We start from the raw sequence: 18,715 nt of genomic DNA on the forward strand, positions 1-18,715 counted from the left end.
AGCCGGAGTCGCAGCCGGTGCGGCAGCGGGGGCGGCAGTCGGGGTCACGACGCTTGGAGTCGTCGCACTGGGAGTCTCGCTCGGGGTCGTGGGCAAAGCGAAGACCGCCCCGATACACAACGCCAGCGCAGCGGGAATTGTCAGTAGTCGAAAACGGAATCTCGAGATACGTTTCATTTTCTTTCTCCTATGTTGTCTGTCCTGCCATAACAAGAACAATATGTTCCGCCCGCAGCAGCGAGCGCCGGTGCCGGACACGGTAATCAAGAACCGCTTACAGAGGTGCTGCGCCCGCGAGACCGAAACGTCCCGCGCCCCCGCAGCGGTGTGTCTCCAGCAGTGTTTTCAGCAGTGCCAGGACGATCATCCTACGCCGGGCAAGTGTCATTACCGTCGATTCAAAAAGCGTGCCGATCATCGCACAGAAAAGCCAGGAGCACGCGACTGACGGGCGGCGATTTCCAGCTGCCGTCGAGAATCGCCTGTGCGCGCCACTACTCTCGCAGCCAGATCGAGTAGAGCCTGCCGGATGGCTGACGCTTTAACCACTTCCCTTTCCGGAAGGTTTGCGCCTCTTCGTCGAATAATCCCTCGGCCTGCAGCAGCCGGCACCCACCGATCAGCTGTCGATTGCCGATTGCCGACTGACGGCGCGGGTCGCAGCTCTCAGCCGGCAGCCCGCGCGACCTTGAGCGCCGCTTGCAGCTTGGCTTCTTCCTGGTGCGTCAGATTGGTTTCGAGGACCTTGCCGCCGGTACCCTGCAGTGCGGCCAGCACCTGCTCGGGACTCGCGTGGCGGATCAGCACGAAGAGGACCGAGCTGCCGTTCTGGAAAGTCGCGGCCAGGTCCTTTAGGAAATCCTCGTCGACGCCCGCGCCCGCCAGTGCGCCTCTGATCGCACCACTGCGCGCATCGCTGGCCATACCAAGAGTCGGTTCCATCACGATCGCCCCGACCAGCGTGTTCCAGAAGCCTTTGTGTGCTTCGACCTCGACAGCCGGCTTGGACATCCTCAACAGGGTCACCTCGCCCTGATCATCCTTGACGGCGACGAGGGCTTGCTCGAGATCGATGAGATGATCCTGTTGCAGCCTGCGCAGCTTGGTGCGGACCTCTTCGGCCTTGAATTGATCATCGTAGGCAATTACCGCGAGCTTGCTCATGAAACGTTCTCCTAGCTTGGTTGAGTCACAGTGACCGGAGCTCGTGCTCCGATAGAATCGCGACGCCATGGCAATCGCTTGAAATCCGTTGGCGGTCGCCCGCCATCTTCGCCCGGCAGAATATCGCCTGTCGAGCAGCGGCTGGCAAATCACCGAACGAGCCGCCTGCCAGCGCCTCAGTCTTTCCCTTCTTCGAAAGGAATGCGCGCATCATCCTCGAAGCGCGCCTTGCGCTTGCGGCCGAACACCCAGATCACAATGCCGGCGAAGGCGGCGATCAGGAGCCAATGATAGACGCTCAAATCCATGTTCATTCTCCTCGTCACATTAACGCGTCATGACCTGTCGAGAGGCGCCAGATGATGATGAACCCTGGCGCCGCGTAGTGTTTCGGCGCCCGACATTCTACCTCAGCGCGGTGCGACCGGATGCAGCAAGCCGAAGCGCAGGCACGGCAATTCATCAAGCTGCAGAGGCCGGGGCACAAGCACCCGCAAGCTTGGCAGGCCAGTCCCGGCAAGCCGCTGCCGCAGACGAAGGAGTGCCTGAAAATGCTATATTTGCCGTATTCCGTTTCGCCACACCGCCATGAGCCGCAGCACAACTGGATGACTGACATGAAAACCGTTCATTACTTCCTCCTGGGGATTTTCGTCTCGGCAAGCGTCGCCGCGCAAGCAATCTACGAAACGCAAGGCAAGAACGGCCCCGTCTTCTCGGACCTGCCGAGTGAAGGCAGGGACTTGCCGAGTCCAGGGGCGACCGAGGTGAAACTGCCGCCGCTCAACCTCAGCGACGCACCGCCCGCCGCCCGAGCGGCCCAGCCGACGCCGGCGCCGGTCGGCGCTCGCTACCAGTCGCTAAGCATCAGCCAGCCAGCCAGCGGCGGCACGATCCATTCGAATACCGGCCAGTTTTCCGTCCAGGTGGCCATCGATCCGGCGCTGCAGGTCGATCAGGGTGATGTCCTGGTCGTCAGCCTCGACAACTTTGCGCTGCCGAGCACGCGGACAACGCTGCAGTTCGAGATCAGTGCCTCGGAATGGCAGACGGCGGCAGCAGATAGTGTCGAACATCAATTGCAGGTCTCGGTAATGGACCGCTCGGGCAAGCTGCTGCTCACCTCCGCGCCGCAGAACTTCTACGCTCACCGCGCAACGCAGAGCCACCGCGCGCGATAGACCGATCCGCCGGCGTAGAAAAGGCGGCGATCGCGCGCTCTCAATATGCCGGCGACCTTACGCCGATGGGTTATACTCGCGCAACCCTCGGGGTGCGAATCATGGCGCGCTCTCATCGTTGCTTGGCCGCAGCCAGGCGGCTTTTCCCGAAACCAGGATCGACCGGCGGCAAAACCTCATGGAATCTTTGGCATCCCTACTGGGTACTGGCAATCTCGTCGACCTGTCAGCGACCGCGGCAACCAGCTTTGCCCTGATCGCCGCCGCCGAAATCGGCGACAAGAGCCAGCTGGTGTGCATGACGCTGGCCTCGCGGCACCGCCCGGCGCCGGTGATGCTCGGGGCCCTGGCCGCCTTCTCCTTGCTGAATACGCTGGCGGTGGTCTTCGGGGTGGCCATTGCCAACTGGTTACCGCCGTACGTGGTGGGCGCGATCGTCGCCATCCTGTTCGCCCTCTTTGGCCTGCACGCCTTGCGCGCCAAAGACGACGAAGACGATGACGAAGTCGAGGAGAAAAGCAGCCATGGCATTTTCTTCACCACCTTCATCTTGCTGACCGTGGCCGAGTTCGGCGACAAGACGCAACTCGCTGTCGTCGCCCTGAGCAGCACACAGCTTCCAGCCGGCGTCTGGCTCGGCGCCACCCTTGCACTGGTCGCCACCTCAGCGCTGGGCATCCTGGCTGGTCGCACCCTCCTGAAGAAAATCCCGATCGCGCTGCTCCACCGGATCAGCGGCGCTTTCTTCCTGATCCTGGCGCTGGTCGCCGCCTGGCAGGCGTACACGGCGTACAGCGGAACGTAGCAGCGGGACGGAATAGCGCGCCAGCGCGCGAAATTCGCAGGCCATGGCTGAGCCCGGCTCGGAGGAAACCGCATTGGCAGGGCTGTTGGCGAGCAGCATTCGCCGGGTTTTCCGAATTGTCTTTCCGCGTTCTGCCGGTTTATCCGGCTCTGGCAAAAAGCTATAGTCTCCCACCGCCAAACAAGGAGTGAAGGAAATGACCCAACTGACCATCGTCGCCAACATCCACGCCAAGCCCGATCAAATTGACCTGGTCAAGGCGGAGCTGGAAAAGCTGCTTCCGATCACGCGCGCCGAAGAAGGCTGCCTGCAATATGACTTGCACCGCGACAACGACAATCCGGCGCATTTCATGTTCTTCGAGAACTGGGAGTCGCGCGAACTCTGGCAGAAGCACACCGCCGCCCCGCACCTCGCTGCATACAGGGCAGCCACGGACGGCGCCGTTGCAGAACGCACGGTAACCGAAATGACCCACATCGGCTGAGCAGGCTCTCCCACCAGGAGATTCAAGAATGAAAGCTGTTGCGCTTACCCACTATCTTCCCGTCGAGGATGCGAATGCATTTCTTGACGTGGACCTGCCCAAGCCGACGGTATCGGGTCGCGATCTGCTGGTCGCGGTGCGTGCGGTATCCATCAACCCGGTCGATACCAAGGTCCGCAGCCCGAAGGGCAAGGTGGAAGACAGCCCTCGCGTCCTGGGCTGGGATGCCAGCGGGATTGTCGAGGCGGTTGGCCCGGAGGTCACGCTGTTCAAGCCCGGGGATGAAGTCTATTACGCCGGCGACATTACCCGCTCGGGCTCAAACGCGGAATTTCAGCTGGTTGATGAACGCATTGTCGGATACAAACCGAAGAGTCTCGGTTTTGCCGAGGCCGCGGCGTTGCCGCTGACGACGATCACCGCCTATGAAGCTTTCTTTGACCGTCTGGGAATCGATCGCGACGGGGCCGACGAGGGGCAGTCGGTGCTCATCATCGGTGCGGGTGGGGGGGTTGGCTCGATCGGCATTCAGCTTGCCAAGGCGGCCGGGCTGGTCGTCATCGCCACGGCTTCGCGCCCGGAGACGGAAAGCTGGGTCAGAGCGCTTGGCGCCGATCATGTGGTCAATCACCGCCTGCCGATGGTCGACCAGGTGCGTGCGCTCGGCTTCCAGCATGTCGATCACATCGCCATTTTCAATGACATGCGCCATTGGGAAACGGCTGTTGAACTGATTCGGCCGCAAGGGGCGATTGTCACGATTGATGACACGGAGCTGCCGATGCCGATGGCGGGCATGAAAATGAAGGCTGCCAGCCTGCATTGGGAGTTCATGTTCGCCCGCGCCATGTTCCAGACAGCGGACATGATCGAGCAGCAGCGCTTGCTGAACTACGTGGCGAACGAAATCGACGCTGGCCGGATTCGCACGACGCTCGCCACCGTTCTCAGCCCGATCAATGCGGAAAACATTCGCGCCGCGCACGCGCTCATTGAAACAGGGCAGGCGAAAGGCAAGATCGTCGTTCAATCCTTCTGAAATCGATCCCATCTGCTTGCGGAGGGGAAATCAGCATAGCGTTCGGCCCCTGCAATGGGGCCAAACGCCATTCTTGCGCATGAGCGTTGAACCGGCCGGCGGACAAATGCGTCCGCTGCCCGCTCAACCGTAGCCGCCACTCACCTTGCCGCGAAATACCCAGTACACGCCGATGGTGTAGATGGCGATCACCGGCAGCACCACCACGCCGCCGTAGAACAGGAACTGCAGCGAGGCCTCCGGTGCAGCAGCATTGGCCACGGTGATGGCATAGGGCACCATGTACGGCCAGAACATCACCCCCAGGGTCAGGAAGGCGCTCACGAAAAACAATGCCGTGCAGGCAAGCGGCCAGGCATCGCGCCGTGCACGCGCAGCCCATGCCGCGCCCAGCAGGGCGACCACGCCGAGCAGCGGAAAAACCCAGCCCCAGGCGCGGCCAGCCAGATGGCCCTGCGCCACCGCGCCGGTATCGACACTCAGCACCGTGGCAAAGGCCGCGGCGATGATCGCGAAGACAATCACCAGCAGCCAGCCGATGCGCGCATAGGCCCAGTCGCGCAGCGCACCGTCGCTCTTCAGGACGATCCAGCCGGCGCCGAGCAGTGCATAGCCGAACACCAGGCCGATGCCGGTGAGCACCGCGAACGGGTGCAGCCAGTCGAAGGAGCCGCCGGCGTACTGGCCGTCGACGACGCGGATGCCGCGCATCATCGCACCGACGGCCGCGCCCTGCACGAAGGCGACGACGATCGAGCCGATGAAGAAACCTCCGTCCCACAGCCAGCGCAGGCGCTGGCTGCGGTAACGGAATTCGAAGGCCACGCCGCGGAAGATCAGACCGAACAGGAGCAGCAACACCGGGATGTAGAAGGCGCTCAGGAACACCGCATAGACCGTCGGGAAGGTGGCAAAAAGCCCGGCGCCGACGATCACCAGCCAGGTCTCGTTGCCGTCCCAGAACGGCGCAATGGTGTTCATCATTGACACGCGCTTGGCTTCGTCGGTGGTCGTGCCGAAGAGAATGCCGACGCCCAGGTCGAAACCGTCGAGAATCACATAGACCATGATCGCCAGGGCGATCACGCCGGCCCAGAACAACGCCAGATCGCTGGCTTGCAGCTCGCTCATGGCTGTTGTCTCCCGGCTCGGCCGGTGGCAGTGTCGGCATGGCCGGCAAAGGCCAGCGGCCGGCTGCCGGTGGCGCCGCGAACAGCTACGGGCGTTGCGTCAGGGCCTGGGCCATCGCGCAGCAGACTATAGATGTAGTACAGGCCGAAACTGTAAACCACCGCATAGACCAGCACGTAGCCGGCCAGCGAGAAGGCCACGTCGCCGGTGGTCAGCGACGGGGTGACCGCGTCCCTGGTGCGCAGCAAGCCATAGACTACCCAGGGCTGGCGGCCGACTTCGGCGGTGTACCAGCCGGTGAGAACGGCAACGAAACCGGTCGGAAACGACAGGTAGGTGCACCACAGGAACCAGCGCTGCGTCTCGAGCTGCCCACGCCAGCGCAGGAAGTTGCCGAACCACGACACCGCCAGCATCAGCAGCCCCATGCCGACCATGATGCGAAAGGCGAAGAACGGAATCACTACCGGCGGTCGATCCTCTTTCGGGAAGGATTCGAGCCCGACCTCGGCCGATGTCCAGTTGCCCGAGGCGATCATGCTGCCGAGCTTGGGGACGGTGATCGCGAACAGGTTGCGCTCATTGGCCTCGTCGGGCCAGGCGATCAGCACCTCGCTGGCCGGCTGCTCGTTCTTCCAGCGCGCTTCGATGGCCGCGAACTTGGCTGGCTGATGCTTCAGCACGTACAGCCCGGTCAGGTGGCCGAAGAACAGTTGCACCGGAATCAGCACCGCCACCAGACCGAGGCCCCAGTGCAGCATGACCCGGCCTTCGTCGCGGTGCACGCCGCGCAAGGTGTACCACGCACCGGTGGCGGCCACGCACATGGCACTGGTCAGGAAAGCGGCCAGCAGCATGTGCGGCCAGCGCACCATCTGCACCGGGCCGAGGACGATCTGCATCCAGTCGGCGGGGACGATCTTGCCGTCGACGATTTCGTGGCCCAGCGGCACCTGCATCCAGCTGTTGTTGGCCAGGATCCAGAACGAGGAGAACATGGTGCCCAGCGAGACCATGCAGCAGGCGAAGAAATAGAAACGCGGCGACACCCGTTCGCGGCCGAGCAGCATGACGCCGAAGAAAGTGGCTTCGAGCATGAAGGCGGTGAACGCCTCGTAGCCGAGCAGCGGCCCCTGGATCGAGCCGGTCTTCGCCGCCAGCACGCTCCAGTTGGTGCCGAACTGGAAGGCCATGACGATGCCGGTGACCACGCCCATGCCGAAGGAAACGGCGAAGACCTTGATCCAGAAGTCGAAGACGCGCCGGTACAGGGCGTTGCCGGTGAATAGCCGCGCGCCTTCGATGGTCGCCAACCACGCCGCCAGGCCGATGGTGAAGGCCGGGAAGATGATGTGGAAGCTGATGACGAACGCGAACTGGATGCGCGACAGGATGACGGGGTCGAGTTCCATTGCATATTTCTCTATTCGCTAGTGCCGATTGTCCACTCCCCGCTAGAGGCCGGGGCTACCCTGCATGATGCCGCCGTCGGCAAAAATGGTGGTCGCGGTGACGTAACTGGCGCCGTCGCCAGCCAGGAAAGCGACGACGCTGCCGATCTCGGACGGCTGCGCCATGCGCCCGAGGGGGATGGCATCGTCGAGTTTCTTGAGCAGCGCGGGATCGTTCATGGTGGCCGTATTGATCGGCGTGGCAATGGCGCCCGGACCGACGCCGACGACCAGGATCCCGTGCGGCGCGAGTTCGACGCCGGCGGTGCGCGTCAGCATGCGCATGCCGCCCTTGGACAGGCAATAGGCTGTGTTGCCGGGCATCGGCCAGTCTTCATGCACCGAGGTGATGTTGATGATCCGGCCACCACCGCCCTGCTTGATCATCTGGCGTGCGGCGAGCTGGGTGCCGAAGAAAGCGCTCTTCAGATTGATTGAAAGCACTTTTTTCGTATTGCTCCTCGGTGGTGTCGAGGATCGACGAGCGCGTTTCCACGCCGGCGTTGTTGACCATGATGTCCACGCGACCGAAGGCGTCGACGGCGGCGGCAATCAGCGTTTCCAGCTCGGCCACCTGGCTGACGTCGGCATGCACGCCGATGGCCTGGTCGCCAAGGGCGCGGACCTGCTGTTCCAGCGCTTCGGCAGTCTCGGGATGGACCACGTAATCGATGACGATGTTGGCGCCCTGGCGGGCCAGTTCGAGAACAATGGCCAGGCCGATGCCGCTGTTGCCGCCCGTGACTATGGCGACTTTTCCTTTCAGGTTCATGCTCGTCTTCCTTTTCTGAGGGTGATTATTGTTGGCACAAGCTCGCGCAGCCGCGCGCGCGACATTTCAGGGCCCGGTCGGCGTAGCTTGCGGGCCGCGGACGACGAGAACGGCCAGCACCGCCATGCTCAGTGCGACTACCGTCGTCGCGCCGAAAATGACGTTCAGGTCGAGGCCGGCCCGGCTTTGCAGCGGTCCGACGCCGAATGCGGCGATACCGTAACCGATCTGGTAGAAAGCGATCAGCCCGCCGGCCACCGAAGCGGCGATGCTCGGCAGTTGCTGCTGGGCGAAGCTGATTGCCAGTGGCAGCAGCGCCGAGCAGCCGAAGCCGGCGAGCGCGAAAGTCGCAATACCGAGCGCCGGACCGCCCTTCGGCAGCAAGGCGGCGCCGAGCAGAGCGCCAGCGACGACCCACGGCAGGATTTGGCAGCTTCGCTGCGGTGGAAAGAACTTCTCGATGACCGCGAAGAGAATCCGTCCGGCCGTCACCGCACCCCAAAAGACGGTCAGCGCAAGCGAGGCCATGGTCGCACTGGCACCAAGCTCGCGAGTCATGTACAGCGACGCCCAGTTGCCATTGATCGTTTCGCAAACGCCGTACACCAGCGCGAAGGCGGCGAACAGCCAGAAGCGCGCCGGCAAGCTGTTTCGCCCTTCCGCCCCGCCGTGGACGGTCGCCGGCGCGCCTTCGTTCAAGGGCAGGCGCCGGCTGAAGAGCAGCAGCCCGACGATCGCCACTGCCACGAGCACCGGCAGTCCCCACCAGATTCCCAGGCCGACGAACAGCGCCACGAAAAGCGGCGCCAGCGCGGTGCCCAGCCCGAGCAGGGCGTTCAGTGCGAGCACCGCCCGGTCCACCCGCTGCGGGAAAAAGGCCGCGGCAAAAGTATTCAGCGTCGGCACGGTAAACCCGAAGCCAACTCCCAGAGACGCTGTGGCGACCAGCAGCAACCCATAGGCCAGCGCATGCTGGCGCATGAGCAGGCTGCTGACGATCAGCAGCGCCATGGCCAGCAGATTGGCGAGCAGGCCGAGCAGGTAGATGCGCTTCGCGCCGAGCCGACGCGCCAGGCCGGCGCCGAGCAGCGAGGCGGTAATGGCGGTGATCGCCTGCGGCACGAACATGCCCCCGTACTCGGTACTCGAGAGGCCGTAACCAAACTCGTCAGCCCCGGTGAACACCGCGCTGGCCGCCGGGAAGGTGACCAGCGCCACACCCTGCACGACGCCGGCCACATAGACGGCAGCGATCTCGCTACGTTGGGCCATCGCCACCACCGCTCAGCGCAGACGTTCGAGCAGGTGGTCGCCGACGCGCAGGGCGTTGGCGATTGCCGTCAGCGAGGGGTTGACCGCGCCGATGCTGGGAAAGAAGCTGGTGTCCACGACATAGAGGTTATCGACTTCGTGTGCCTTGCAGTTCACGTCGAGGACCGAGTTGGCGGGATCGCTGCCGAAGCGGCAGGTGCCCGCCTGATGGGCGACACCGGCGATCGGAATGTGTTTCCCGAAGTAGAGATTGTTCGGAATCAGGTGCGAGTGCATGTCCATGTGTTCGAGCATCGACTGCAGTTTATGGCGCAGGCGATCGAGTGGCTCGAGGTTGGTGAACTCGTAGTGCAGCTTGATCGCGCCCTGCGCATTCAAGGTCACACGGTTCTGCGGCAGGCCCAGGTCTTCGCTGGTCAGCCAGAAATCCACCGCGTGCCTGGCCATCTGATCGAGCGTGAAACCCGGTGCAAAACTCGGTGCGTCTTCCCTGAACATCGGCCCCTTGGACTTGCCGAGCATCTGGATGTTGCCGAGCGGAAACTCGTAATCGCTTGCGCCAAGGTAGAAATCGTTGATGGTCAGCGTTTTCTGAAACTCGGTGTTGTTTTCGCGTCGGGAGAGCGCGACCAGGGCAATGGCGTTGTGGAACATGTAATGGCGGCCGACCATGTCCGAGCCGTTGGCCAGACCACGCGGATGTTTCGCGTCGGCCGACATCAACAATAGCCGCGCCGAGTTGGCTGCGCCACAGGAAACGACGACCACTCCGGCAGTGAATTCCTCGCGCCGGCCGTCGCGGTCAACGACGACCTTGCTGACCTCGCGGCCGCTGGCACTGGTCTCCAGTCGGTGGACATGCGCGCCGGTGAGCAGTGTCACGTTCGGATATTGCAGGGCGGGACGAACGGCGATGACTTCGGCGTCGGCCTTGGCGTGCACCAGGCAGGGGTAGCCATCGCAGGAATCACAACGGATGCAGCGGCTGTTCGGCCGATCGGCCTCGTCGAGCAGGATCGCGCTCGGCGCATACGAGGGGTGATAGCCGGCACGGCGCAGGCCATCGGCGATTTCCGCGATGCGCGGCTCGTGGCTGACCGGCGGATAGGGATAAGGTGCGCTGGCCGGCGGATCGGTCGGATCGTCGCCACGCTGGCCGTGCACCTGATAAAGCTGCTCGGCCTGGGTGTAATACGGTTCGAAGTCCGCGTAGCCGAGCGGCCAATCGGGCGTCAGGCCGTCCGCCGTGCGGTGGGCGGTGAAATCGTGCTCGCGCAGGCGGAACAGCGCCGCGCCATACATCTTGGTCGCGCCACCGACAAAATAATGGACGCCCGGCTGGAACGGCTTGTCGTCGCGATCATGCCAGGTGTCGCTGGAAACGTAGCGATTCCTGACAAAGACCTCGTTTACATCCCAGTTCTGTTTTTCGCGCGGCAGATAGTCGCCCCGTTCAAGAATCAGGATGCGTTTGCCGGCTGGCGCGAGTTTGAGTGCCAGCGTGCCGCCACCTGCGCCGCTACCGATGATGATCACATCGTAGGCATGGTCTTTGCTCATTCCTGGTCCTTGCTCGGCATCGCCGCCTTTGCTGCTGGCCGGGCGACCGGCAGTGAGTCGAACTGGCTGCTGCCGGGCTGAAGAAGTTTCGCCACCAGCCCCGTCCAGCCAGTCTGGTGTGAAGCGCCCAGGCCGCGACCGTCGTCGCCGTGAAAATACTCGTGAAAAAGAAGGTAGTCGCGAAAATGCGGGTCGCTCGCCAGCTTGGGATGCGACTTGAGCACCGGCCGCTGGCCGTCTTCGCCCTTCAGGAAGAGGCCGCTCAGGCGACGGCTCAATTCATCCGCCACCTCCTTGAGGTTCAGAAACCTGCCGGACCCGGTCGGACACTCGACCTTGAAATCGTCACCGTAGTAGTGGTGAAACTGCTGCAGCGACTCGATGATCAGGTAGTTGACCGGCATCCAGACCGGCCCGCGCCAGTTCGAGTTGCCGCCGAAGAGACCGCTTTTCGACTCGCCCGGCCAGTAGTCAACCTCATAGCTCGCGCCGCCAACGTCGACGCGGAAAGGTTCGCGCTCGTGGATTTTCGAAAGCGCGCGCACGCCGTAGGGCGACAGGAAACCACTCTCGTCGAGCATGCGCCTCAGCAAGGCCTTGGTACGGTGGCCGCGCAGCAGCGAAAGCAGCACGCGATTGCCGCTGCCCGGGACACGCCAGTTCGAGATCAGGGCAGCCAGCGCCGGACGATGCTCGAGGTACCATTCCATGCGCGCCGAGAATTCGGGCAGTTGCGCGACCAGTTCGATGTCCGCGGGCTGCACGGCAAACAGCGGAATCAGGCCGACGATGGAATGTACGCGCAAGGGAATGTTGCTTCCATCGGGAAGACACAGGTGGTCGTAGTAAAACTGGTCGGTCTCGTCCCAGAGGCCGGACGACTCGTCGCCAACGCCGTTGATGGCACCGGCGATCGACAGGAAGTGCTCGAAGAACTTGCTGGCGATGTCTTCATAGACGTGCTTATGCACCGCCAGCTCGGCGGCGATACGCAAGAGGTTGAGGCAGAACATCGCCATCCAGCTGGTGCCATCGGCCTGGTTGATGAAGCCGCCGGTTGGCAGGGGCTTGCTGCGGTCGAAGCAGCCAATGTTGTCGAGTCCAAGGAAGCCACCCTGGAAGATATTGCGTCCCTGTTCGTCCTTGCGGTTGACCCACCAGGTGAAGTTGAGCAGCAGCTTTTGAAAAACGCGTTCGAGAAACACCAGGTCGCCGGGGTCGGACGGATCGCCATGCTCAGCCTCACGTCGCTGCCGGCGATCGATTTGAAAGACGCGAAACGCCGCCCAGGCGTGCACCGGCGGATTGACGTCGCTGAACTCCCACTCGTAGGCCGGTAGCTGACCGTTGGGATGCATGTACCACTCGCGGGTCAACAGGACCAGCTGCGACTTGGCGAACTCGGCATCGATCACCGCCAGCGGCAAGCAGTGGAAAGCGAGGTCCCAGGCGGCGAACCACGGATACTCCCACTTGTCCGGCATCGACAGGACTTCGGCACTGGCGACATGCTTCCAGTCGTGGTTGCGGCCGCGTTTACGCGCCGCCGACGGCTGCGGCTGGCTGGCATCGCCGTCCAGCCATTTGTGCACGTCGTAGTGAAAAAACTGCTTGCTCCAGATCATCCCGGCAAAGGCCTGGCGCTGCACGAGACGCTCGTCGGCGTTGTCGATTTCGCCTTGCAAGTCGGCGTAGAACTGATCGGCTTCGTTTCGTCGTTGGGCGAAGATGGCGTCAAAGTCGGCGAAGGGCGGCGCGGTTTTCCCGCCTGTCGAGCTCGGTGCCAGTCGCAGCCGCACCCGCACGCTGCCGCCCGCGGGCACGCTCAGTGAGTAAAGCGCGCCGGCCTTGGTTCCGCTTTGAGCGGGATTCACCGCCGCGGTATTGCCGGCGACGACCAGCTCGTGAAAGGCATCCTTGAAGAAGCCTGTCGCCTCGGGCTGGTCAAAGTGACGCCTGGCGTTGGTTTCGTTCTCGCAAAAGAGCAGACCGGGCGCGCAATCACTCTCTCCCTCTCCCTCTCCCTCGCCATCGCAGTCCAGGCGGTAGCTGCCCAGCTCCGGATGCTCGATATTGACGCCTCCAGCCACGGCCGAGAGCATGGGTTTCGGCATTCCCGCCTGCCACGACCAGGTGTTGCGGCAGCACAGCTGCGGCAGCAGCGACAGCTTCGCCGCCTCGGCGCCGCGATTGTGCACAGTCACCAACATCAGGATGTCATCGGCTGCCGCCTTCGCGTATTCGACGAAGACGTCGAAGTAGGCATCATCGTCGAACAGGCCGGTGTCGAGCAACTCGAACTCGGCCTCCTCCGCGCCGCGCCGCTGGTTCTCCTGCAGCAGCCGGGCGTAAGGGAATGCAGCCTGCGGATACTTGTAGAGCATCTTCAGGAAGGAATGTGTCGGCGTCGCGTCGAGGTAGTAGTACAGCTCCTTGACGTCCTCGCCATGATTTCCCTCGCTGTTGGTCAGGCCGAACAGGCGTTCCTTGAGCAGCGGGTCGCGGCCGTTCCACAGGGCCAGCGAGAGACAGAGCAATTGCCGGTCGTCGCTGAAGCCGGCGATGCCGTCCTCGCCCCAGCGATAGGCACGACTGCGGGCGTGCTCGTGCGGCAGGTAGTTCCAGGCGTTACCGTCGGGGCTGTAGTCTTCGCGGACGGTGCCCCATTGCCGCTCGGAGACATAGGGACCCCAGCGGCGCCAGTCAGCGCGGCCAGCCTTGTCGTCAGCGAGGCGTTGTTTTTCGGCGGACAATGGCTGCAAGCCTTTCAGTGGGCTGAGTCGGGATCATGGTCGTCGGCGAGTGTCACAGGTGACGTCGTCACACCCGGCGTGGCGTCGAAACTGTCGCCAAGCGCCAGATGCAGGCGGACACGGTTGGCGCCCTGGATGGCACGCAGTTTGATGACCACCGCCTGACCCTGGAACTGCGCCGATTGCAGCTGCGCGACCCAGAGCAGGTCCCGGCGCCCTGCCCGATACTGAATGGTGGCAATGCGCACGGCGGCGCTACGGCTGAGCACGGCTTGTTCCTCAAAAGGTATGCGCCTGGCCAGCAACTGCTCGTTGGCCAATCCGCTCTCGACTTCGCGGAAGGCAGTCAGCATGAGCGCGCCGTAAGCGGCGACCGCCTGCGCCTGCTGCGCGCTGGCGATCTCTATTTCTGCGCGCAGCGCGCCGCCTTCGTAAATCGGGATCGACACCCCGATTCCGGCGGCGGCCAGCCACGGATTGAGGCGCAGCAGCGAGAGCAGATTGTCGCCGAGTCGGCCAGCGGCCAGTGACAGGGAGAAATCAGGCAGCAGCGCCAGTTGCGCGGCTTCCTGCTGACGGAAAGCGGCGAGCACGGCGCGCTCGGCGGCGACGATGTCCGGGCGGCGTTCGAGCAGCGCGATGGGGGCCCCGGCAGCGGCGGCTGGCGGCAGCGTTGGGTACGACGACGCTACCGCCAGCTCGGCGGCCGGATAGCGGCCGAGCAGCACCTCCAGGGCACGGCGGACTTCGCCGGCGGCCTGGCGAGATCCTTCGAGATCGCCCCGTGCCGTCTCGAGCTTGGCGCGCACGTCAACCACGTCGAGGTCGGAATCCTTGCCGGTGGAACGTCTGATTTCCACCAGCTTGAGCAGCTCCCCGAAGACCTGCACGGTCTGCTCGCCGAGTTCGACCAGCTGCCGCGTCTCGATCGCCAGGTACCAGGTCTTCGCCACCAGCGCCGCCAGCGATTGCCGGGCATGCGCATAATCGAGCGCACTGACTTCGAACGCCGCCTCGGCCGCGGCGCGTTGGGCGCGCAGCCGACCCCAGAGGTCGACTTCCCAGGCCACCCCGACGTAGGCCAGCGTGCTGTTGAAGCTGTCGTCCTGATCCTTGTCGCGAATGCTCCTGGCGCCGAGCTGCCCACCGATCTGCGGCGCCAGCTGCGCGCCGACGACCAGCAGCTGCTGCTCGGCGACTCGCACACTCTCCGCGGCCACGCGCAGGTCGATGTTATTGGCAATGGCCTCGGCAACGATGGCCTCGAGCAGCGGATCCTGAAAGGACTTCAGCCAGCCGTCGGCAACCGGTCCGGCCGTGCTCTCCGCCTGCCAGGCAGCGGGAATGTGCGTCGTCGCCGGCAGCGCCTGCTCGACGACCTCGGATTGCGTCAAGGGGGCCTGCAAGGCACAGCCGGCCAGGGCGACGAGTCCAAACAGCCCGCCGAGCAGGAGGATGATTGGCGCGCGCATCAGCCGTTGAAGGGGTACAGCCAGTTGAACCAGCTGTAGGCACGGATGCCGATCTTGCGCAACACGACGAAGCCGCTATCGGGGTTGGTGTAGATCGTCGCCCGGCCCTGGGTACCGATCGGAAACTTCGCTTGATCCTCGTCATCCAGGTGAATGGCCACCGCGAACTGCCCCTGTGGCACTTCGACCGGCACGTAGGAAAAATTCGGCAGCGTACCGCTCGGCAGCATCTGCCCGGCACCACTGCCCTGCCCGATGGCCGCAACCTTGCCGCGGAAGATCTGCCCGGGACAGAGATCAATCGCCGCCTCGACGATCTGGCCTGGCTTCACGTACTTGAGGTTCTCCTGGAAGAAGTTGGCCAGCAGGTAGCGATCGGCATCGCAGATGAAAGAGGCGATGGCGCCGAAACGAATCTCGCCGGCGACCATGCCCGGACGTACCTGCAGGTTGATGATGTAGCCATCCTCGGGCGCCACCATCAGCGTGTTATCGAGATAGTAGCGCGCCTGATCGAGGTCGGCCTGGATCTCGGCGACGGTCGTATTGACGCCATTGATCTCGGAGCGATAGCGCAGCCAGGCGCGCTTCTCCTCGGCCTGCGCTTCCTTGACACCGGCCGCATGGGCCGCTGCCTGGGCGCTCCATTTCTGGGCGTCTTCCTCGGGGCCGGCGCCCTGCCTGGCCAGCTTGATGGAGAGTTTTTCCTGGTATCTGGCGTACTTCAGCTCGCTACGCAACTTGACGACCTTCTCGACGCTGATCTCGATGTCGCTTTTCATCACCAGCACGTTCTGCGTGGCCTTGGCCAAGGATGCTTCGAGCTGATTGACCTTGTATTGATAGGGACGACGGTCGAACTGGAACAGCGGCTGCCCCTTCTTGATCGGCACGTTCGGAGCGACCAGCACGGCGGTCACCAGCGTCGGTTCGGGTAGCCGCGGGACCAGCTGAATGGTGTGCTGGATGAGCTTCGCCTCGGTGGCATAGGGGGCGACGAAACGCAGGCCGAGCATGAAGATGATCAACAGATGCAGGCCAACGGAGACAGACACCACCCCCCAGGCGATGTTGAACTTCATCCACTTGAACTTGAAGAACACCAGCCACACCACGAGAGCGTAGCCAAACAGCAGCACAAAACCGAATAGCATGGGGATCGCTCCTCGTCAGCTCGGCGCGCCGCTGGCGGGTGGGGGCTCGGTCCTTGCCCTGGCCGGCGCGGCGGCCGGCGTGCCGCTAAGGCGGGCGATATCCTCGTCGATGGCGCGTGCCTCTTCGCGCGGGAAGCGTCGGATGTCGATGATCTCGGTCGGTTTGAACGCCCAGATGAAGGCTTGTACCCACGGGTAGATCGTCGGCAGGAGGCCCGCCCAGCCCATCAGCTTCACCGCTTCCGCCTCGGGGTGATTGCGCGCCAGAGCAATCCGGCCGGGCAACCCGGCAAGCCAGACAAAAATCATCAGCACCGCTACACCGGCGGCAAGGGCAGTGGCGAAAGTCGCGTAATCCCAGAAATCGAGTTCGAAGCCAAGCATTCCTGATCCCTCCCAAGAGCTGTGTTCGTATCCGCAGCGGCATCATTCCTCAGTCGCAGACGCGGCTTGCACGGCAAGCCTGGGCGAATCTTGCCACGAAAAAGCCCTCGCAACCGCTACCGTCGACGCTAAGCACCGGCGCGTCATCTCTCGCCCGCTGCCTTAACGCTGGTTTCGGCAGCCTTTTCGGCACCTGGGCCGGGCAAATGCAGGTAAGCGCCCGTGCTCCGACGTCCAACAATCTCGATCGCCAACGAGTGGGCGATCTGGTGTCGAAATAATTTACACTCGCTCAAGAAATAGACAAAGAAGAAAGCGAAAACTGTTTCCATATCAATTAATTGCCGAAAAAGGCCTAAATTTTGCTTATTCCTTTCGCCGATTGTGCAACTGTCTTGAGGCTCACTCTCGGAATGACGGTGGCTGGGTTTCCGGTGCACACACCACGCCGCGGGAATTTGACGATTCAGAAGCATGCAATGATCGGTTTCACGGTGGTGACCGAGAACGCGAAACACTGCGGGACTGGTGCGCCAATCCAGCGCGATCGAATCAAACGCGTTCCTGTCAGCCGAATGGCCGAGGCATTCACAGCGTTGCCGACAGGTATCCCGTTCTCGTGTTCTCCCGACTGCCGATGGCAAGGAGTTTTTGCGATGTATAAACCGATAAATGAACAAAGCAAAGACTTGATTGGCGAGCAAGACATGCTTTCCCGCAGTGCGCTGGACGCTGCGCTGCGTGCTTATGCCGAGCAGCCCCAATTTCGCAGTGCGACCGGGGACGAGGTAATCTTCGATAACCCTTTTCACCGACCGGTTCGCGCACAGGATTTGTCTTTTCTGGATTTTTCTCGACCTGTCGATCAAGACCACGTTCATGCCTTGTGCTCACTCATGGGCAACCGCATGCTCTTCAACATCTATGAGGCGGATCTTTCCTTCGTTGGCGAGTCGCTTTCGCAGCAAGCTCACACCGACCGCGCCGCGTTCTACTCGACTGCTAACCGAGTGCTCGGCGAGCGCGTGCGCGGTGCGCTGGAGCGCCACTGTTTTGCCTGGATTGACGATGCGCTGCACGATACGGACGAAGAACCGGCGAGCCTGATCGAGCGCTCGCTCGCCGAGTTCGAGAACTCGGCGAGCGCCGTCGCCCATACGATCGAGGGATCGGCTTCCAGCACCCGCATGGCGCAACTGCTAGCGATTCAGATCTGCGGTCCGCTGCGCGCTCGCGACTTCGCACGCCAGCGCTACGTGGTCGCCGGTCTCGATGGTCACTGGAACGAGTGGATCGCCGCTGCTGCAGGGGTAGTACCCGCCTGGCGCAGAGCCTATCCGGCTTTGGCGAATGCTGCGCAGCTGAGCACAACTCCGCACGCGTATTGGCAGTTCTACCTGGGATCGCAGCTTGCCGTTGCCAACTATCTGGCTCGCACATTGAGGGCACCGAGCCGCTTCTTTGAAGCTGCGGGCGCCATCGTCGCAGATCGACTTTGCTCACTCCAACTCGCCCGCTGTTGGCGCGAGGTTTTTGTTTCGGCATTTGGCAGCGATATGTTCTGGTCGAGCGATGAGCAAGGCGGCGGCAGCGACGCTCTGTGTAGCGAAGCCCTGAAACTGCTCGAAAAAACGCCGGGAGCAGAGCAAGCGGAGTGCTTGAACGCCTTCAAGCGAGGCCTCCAGGGAATGTGCCGGGTTTGGGTCGCTGCCAACGAGGATCTCGGGCGGCAGATCGCTTGGGCGGGTCACCCCGCCGAGCATCGCGCGCTTGCCGAAGATTACATGCGCATCATCCGTGATCGGGCTTTGGCGGTAGCCATGGAAACCTACGTCGAGCCATCGAGCGAGCGATCGACAACGCACGTTCACGATACCGACCGGCTGTTGGTCATCGAATCGGGCGAGATGGATTTCTGGCACAGCTACGGCCAGCCCTTGCATTTCGAGCCCGGCGACATGATCTTCGTGCCCAAGCATCGTTTGCATGGCTCAGTCGTCACCACTGACCAGTGTGTCTATCACCAGCCGATCGTGGACGCAAAGCTGCGCGAACTCGTCGATCGACTGCGATCAACGCACTAGCGGCTT

16 protein-coding genes and 1 pseudogene are annotated in these 18,715 nt (G+C 63.0%); 5 read left to right on the top strand and 12 right to left on the bottom strand.

Annotated features, from left to right (window positions below; genetic code table 11):
• Positions 1-666: 666 nt before the first annotated feature.
• Together E4Q23_RS04125 and E4Q23_RS04130 are read right to left on the bottom strand one after the other, a co-directional pair.
• Positions 667-1,164: a DUF1269 domain-containing protein gene (locus E4Q23_RS04125; protein WP_169065453.1), complete on the bottom strand. Its 498-nt coding sequence runs from the start codon at positions 1,162-1,164 to the stop codon at positions 667-669.
• 176 nt (positions 1,165-1,340) lie between these two features.
• Complete coding sequence (locus tag E4Q23_RS04130) at positions 1,341-1,472, bottom strand: cbb3-type cytochrome oxidase subunit 3 (protein WP_169065454.1); 132 nt, start codon at positions 1,470-1,472, stop codon at positions 1,341-1,343.
• Positions 1,473-1,592: 120 nt separating this feature from the next.
• On the opposite strand from E4Q23_RS04130, the gene E4Q23_RS04135 reads away from it, so the two are divergent.
• The 4 genes from E4Q23_RS04135 to E4Q23_RS04150 all read left to right on the top strand — a co-directional run bounded on the left by E4Q23_RS04135 (position 1,593) and on the right by E4Q23_RS04150 (position 4,676).
• Positions 1,593-2,345 (top strand): hypothetical protein, encoded by a 753-nt coding sequence (locus E4Q23_RS04135; RefSeq protein WP_169065455.1) that lies wholly within the window; start codon positions 1,593-1,595, stop codon positions 2,343-2,345.
• Between the two features lie 178 nt (positions 2,346-2,523).
• The gene (locus tag E4Q23_RS04140; protein WP_169065456.1) at positions 2,524-3,150 is read left to right on the top strand and encodes a TMEM165/GDT1 family protein; all 627 of its coding nucleotides are present in this window, start codon (positions 2,524-2,526) and stop codon (positions 3,148-3,150) included.
• Between the two features lie 196 nt (positions 3,151-3,346).
• The gene (locus E4Q23_RS04145; protein ID WP_169065457.1) at positions 3,347-3,637 is read left to right on the top strand and encodes a putative quinol monooxygenase; all 291 of its coding nucleotides are present in this window, start codon (positions 3,347-3,349) and stop codon (positions 3,635-3,637) included.
• 28 nt (positions 3,638-3,665) lie between these two features.
• The gene (locus tag E4Q23_RS04150) at positions 3,666-4,676 is read left to right on the top strand and encodes a zinc-binding alcohol dehydrogenase family protein (protein WP_169065458.1); all 1,011 of its coding nucleotides are present in this window, start codon (positions 3,666-3,668) and stop codon (positions 4,674-4,676) included.
• A gap of 123 nt (positions 4,677-4,799) precedes the next feature.
• Here the strand turns inward: E4Q23_RS04150 and cydB are convergent, their stop codons facing one another.
• The 10 genes and pseudogenes from cydB to E4Q23_RS04200 all read right to left on the bottom strand — a co-directional run bounded on the left by cydB (position 4,800) and on the right by E4Q23_RS04200 (position 17,506).
• Positions 4,800-5,807, bottom strand: a complete 1,008-nt coding sequence (gene cydB / locus E4Q23_RS04155; protein ID WP_169065459.1) for a cytochrome d ubiquinol oxidase subunit II — start codon at positions 5,805-5,807, stop codon at positions 4,800-4,802.
• Positions 5,804-7,219 carry a cytochrome ubiquinol oxidase subunit I gene (locus E4Q23_RS04160; protein ID WP_169065460.1) on the bottom strand — a complete coding sequence of 472 codons (1,416 nt, stop codon included), beginning with the start codon at positions 7,217-7,219 and terminating at the stop codon, positions 5,804-5,806. Before E4Q23_RS04160 ends, cydB begins: the two co-directional genes overlap by 4 nt.
• A gap of 42 nt (positions 7,220-7,261) precedes the next feature.
• Positions 7,262-8,030: pseudogene (locus E4Q23_RS04165) on the bottom strand (SDR family NAD(P)-dependent oxidoreductase).
• Positions 8,031-8,096: 66 nt separating this feature from the next.
• Positions 8,097-9,302, bottom strand: a complete 1,206-nt coding sequence (locus E4Q23_RS04170; RefSeq protein ID WP_169065461.1) for an MFS transporter — start codon at positions 9,300-9,302, stop codon at positions 8,097-8,099.
• Positions 9,303-9,314: 12 nt separating this feature from the next.
• On the bottom strand, positions 9,315-10,862 hold the full coding sequence (locus E4Q23_RS04175; protein WP_169065462.1) for a GMC oxidoreductase: 1,548 nt from the start codon (positions 10,860-10,862) through the stop codon (positions 9,315-9,317).
• Positions 10,859-13,615 carry an MGH1-like glycoside hydrolase domain-containing protein gene (locus tag E4Q23_RS04180; RefSeq protein ID WP_248595233.1) on the bottom strand — a complete coding sequence of 919 codons (2,757 nt, stop codon included), beginning with the start codon at positions 13,613-13,615 and terminating at the stop codon, positions 10,859-10,861. Before E4Q23_RS04180 ends, E4Q23_RS04175 begins: the two co-directional genes overlap by 4 nt.
• Before the next feature lie 14 nt (positions 13,616-13,629).
• Positions 13,630-15,087, bottom strand: a complete 1,458-nt coding sequence (locus E4Q23_RS04185; protein WP_169065463.1) for an efflux transporter outer membrane subunit — start codon at positions 15,085-15,087, stop codon at positions 13,630-13,632.
• Entirely contained in the window at positions 15,087-16,241 is a 1,155-nt protein-coding gene (locus E4Q23_RS04190; RefSeq protein WP_169065464.1) for an HlyD family secretion protein, read from the bottom strand. Before E4Q23_RS04190 ends, E4Q23_RS04185 begins: the two co-directional genes overlap by 1 nt.
• Positions 16,242-16,256: 15 nt before the next feature.
• Entirely contained in the window at positions 16,257-16,625 is a 369-nt protein-coding gene (locus E4Q23_RS04195) for a DUF3302 domain-containing protein (RefSeq protein WP_169065465.1), read from the bottom strand.
• Positions 16,626-16,768: 143 nt separating this feature from the next.
• Positions 16,769-17,506, bottom strand: coding sequence for a hypothetical protein (locus E4Q23_RS04200; RefSeq protein WP_169065466.1), 738 nt, complete (start codon positions 17,504-17,506; stop codon positions 16,769-16,771).
• A gap of 27 nt (positions 17,507-17,533) precedes the next feature.
• Here E4Q23_RS04200 and E4Q23_RS04205 point away from each other — a divergent pair, with 27 nt between their 5' ends.
• On the top strand, positions 17,534-18,709 hold the full coding sequence (locus E4Q23_RS04205) for a cupin domain-containing protein (protein WP_169065467.1): 1,176 nt from the start codon (positions 17,534-17,536) through the stop codon (positions 18,707-18,709).
• The last annotated feature ends 6 nt before the right edge of the window (positions 18,710-18,715 follow it).

Origin of the sequence: Candidatus Accumulibacter phosphatis (assembly GCF_012939955.1) — a bacterium.
Lineage (GTDB): Bacteria > Pseudomonadota > Gammaproteobacteria > Burkholderiales > Rhodocyclaceae > Accumulibacter > Accumulibacter delftensis.

Coding starts and splice junctions, on each gene's coding strand:
- E4Q23_RS04135 (WP_169065455.1), top strand. CDS start 1,593: ATGCAGCAAGCCGAAGCGCAGGCACGGCAATTCATCAAGCTGCAGAGG.
- E4Q23_RS04170 (WP_169065461.1), bottom strand. CDS start 9,302: ATGGCCCAACGTAGCGAGATCGCTGCCGTCTATGTGGCCGGCGTCGTG.
- E4Q23_RS04150 (WP_169065458.1), top strand. CDS start 3,666: ATGAAAGCTGTTGCGCTTACCCACTATCTTCCCGTCGAGGATGCGAAT.
- E4Q23_RS04145 (WP_169065457.1), top strand. CDS start 3,347: ATGACCCAACTGACCATCGTCGCCAACATCCACGCCAAGCCCGATCAA.
- E4Q23_RS04160 (WP_169065460.1), bottom strand. CDS start 7,219: ATGGAACTCGACCCCGTCATCCTGTCGCGCATCCAGTTCGCGTTCGTC.
- E4Q23_RS04140 (WP_169065456.1), top strand. CDS start 2,524: ATGGAATCTTTGGCATCCCTACTGGGTACTGGCAATCTCGTCGACCTG.
- E4Q23_RS04205 (WP_169065467.1), top strand. CDS start 17,534: ATGCTCTTCAACATCTATGAGGCGGATCTTTCCTTCGTTGGCGAGTCG.
- E4Q23_RS04185 (WP_169065463.1), bottom strand. CDS start 15,087: ATGCGCGCGCCAATCATCCTCCTGCTCGGCGGGCTGTTTGGACTCGTC.
- E4Q23_RS04175 (WP_169065462.1), bottom strand. CDS start 10,862: ATGAGCAAAGACCATGCCTACGATGTGATCATCATCGGTAGCGGCGCA.
- E4Q23_RS04190 (WP_169065464.1), bottom strand. CDS start 16,241: ATGCTATTCGGTTTTGTGCTGCTGTTTGGCTACGCTCTCGTGGTGTGG.
- E4Q23_RS04125 (WP_169065453.1), bottom strand. CDS start 1,164: ATGAGCAAGCTCGCGGTAATTGCCTACGATGATCAATTCAAGGCCGAA.
- cydB (WP_169065459.1), bottom strand. CDS start 5,807: ATGAGCGAGCTGCAAGCCAGCGATCTGGCGTTGTTCTGGGCCGGCGTG.
- E4Q23_RS04195 (WP_169065465.1), bottom strand. CDS start 16,625: ATGCTTGGCTTCGAACTCGATTTCTGGGATTACGCGACTTTCGCCACT.
- E4Q23_RS04130 (WP_169065454.1), bottom strand. CDS start 1,472: ATGGATTTGAGCGTCTATCATTGGCTCCTGATCGCCGCCTTCGCCGGC.
- E4Q23_RS04200 (WP_169065466.1), bottom strand. CDS start 17,506: ATGAACGTGGTCTTGATCGACAGGTCGAGAAAAATCCAGAAAAGACAA.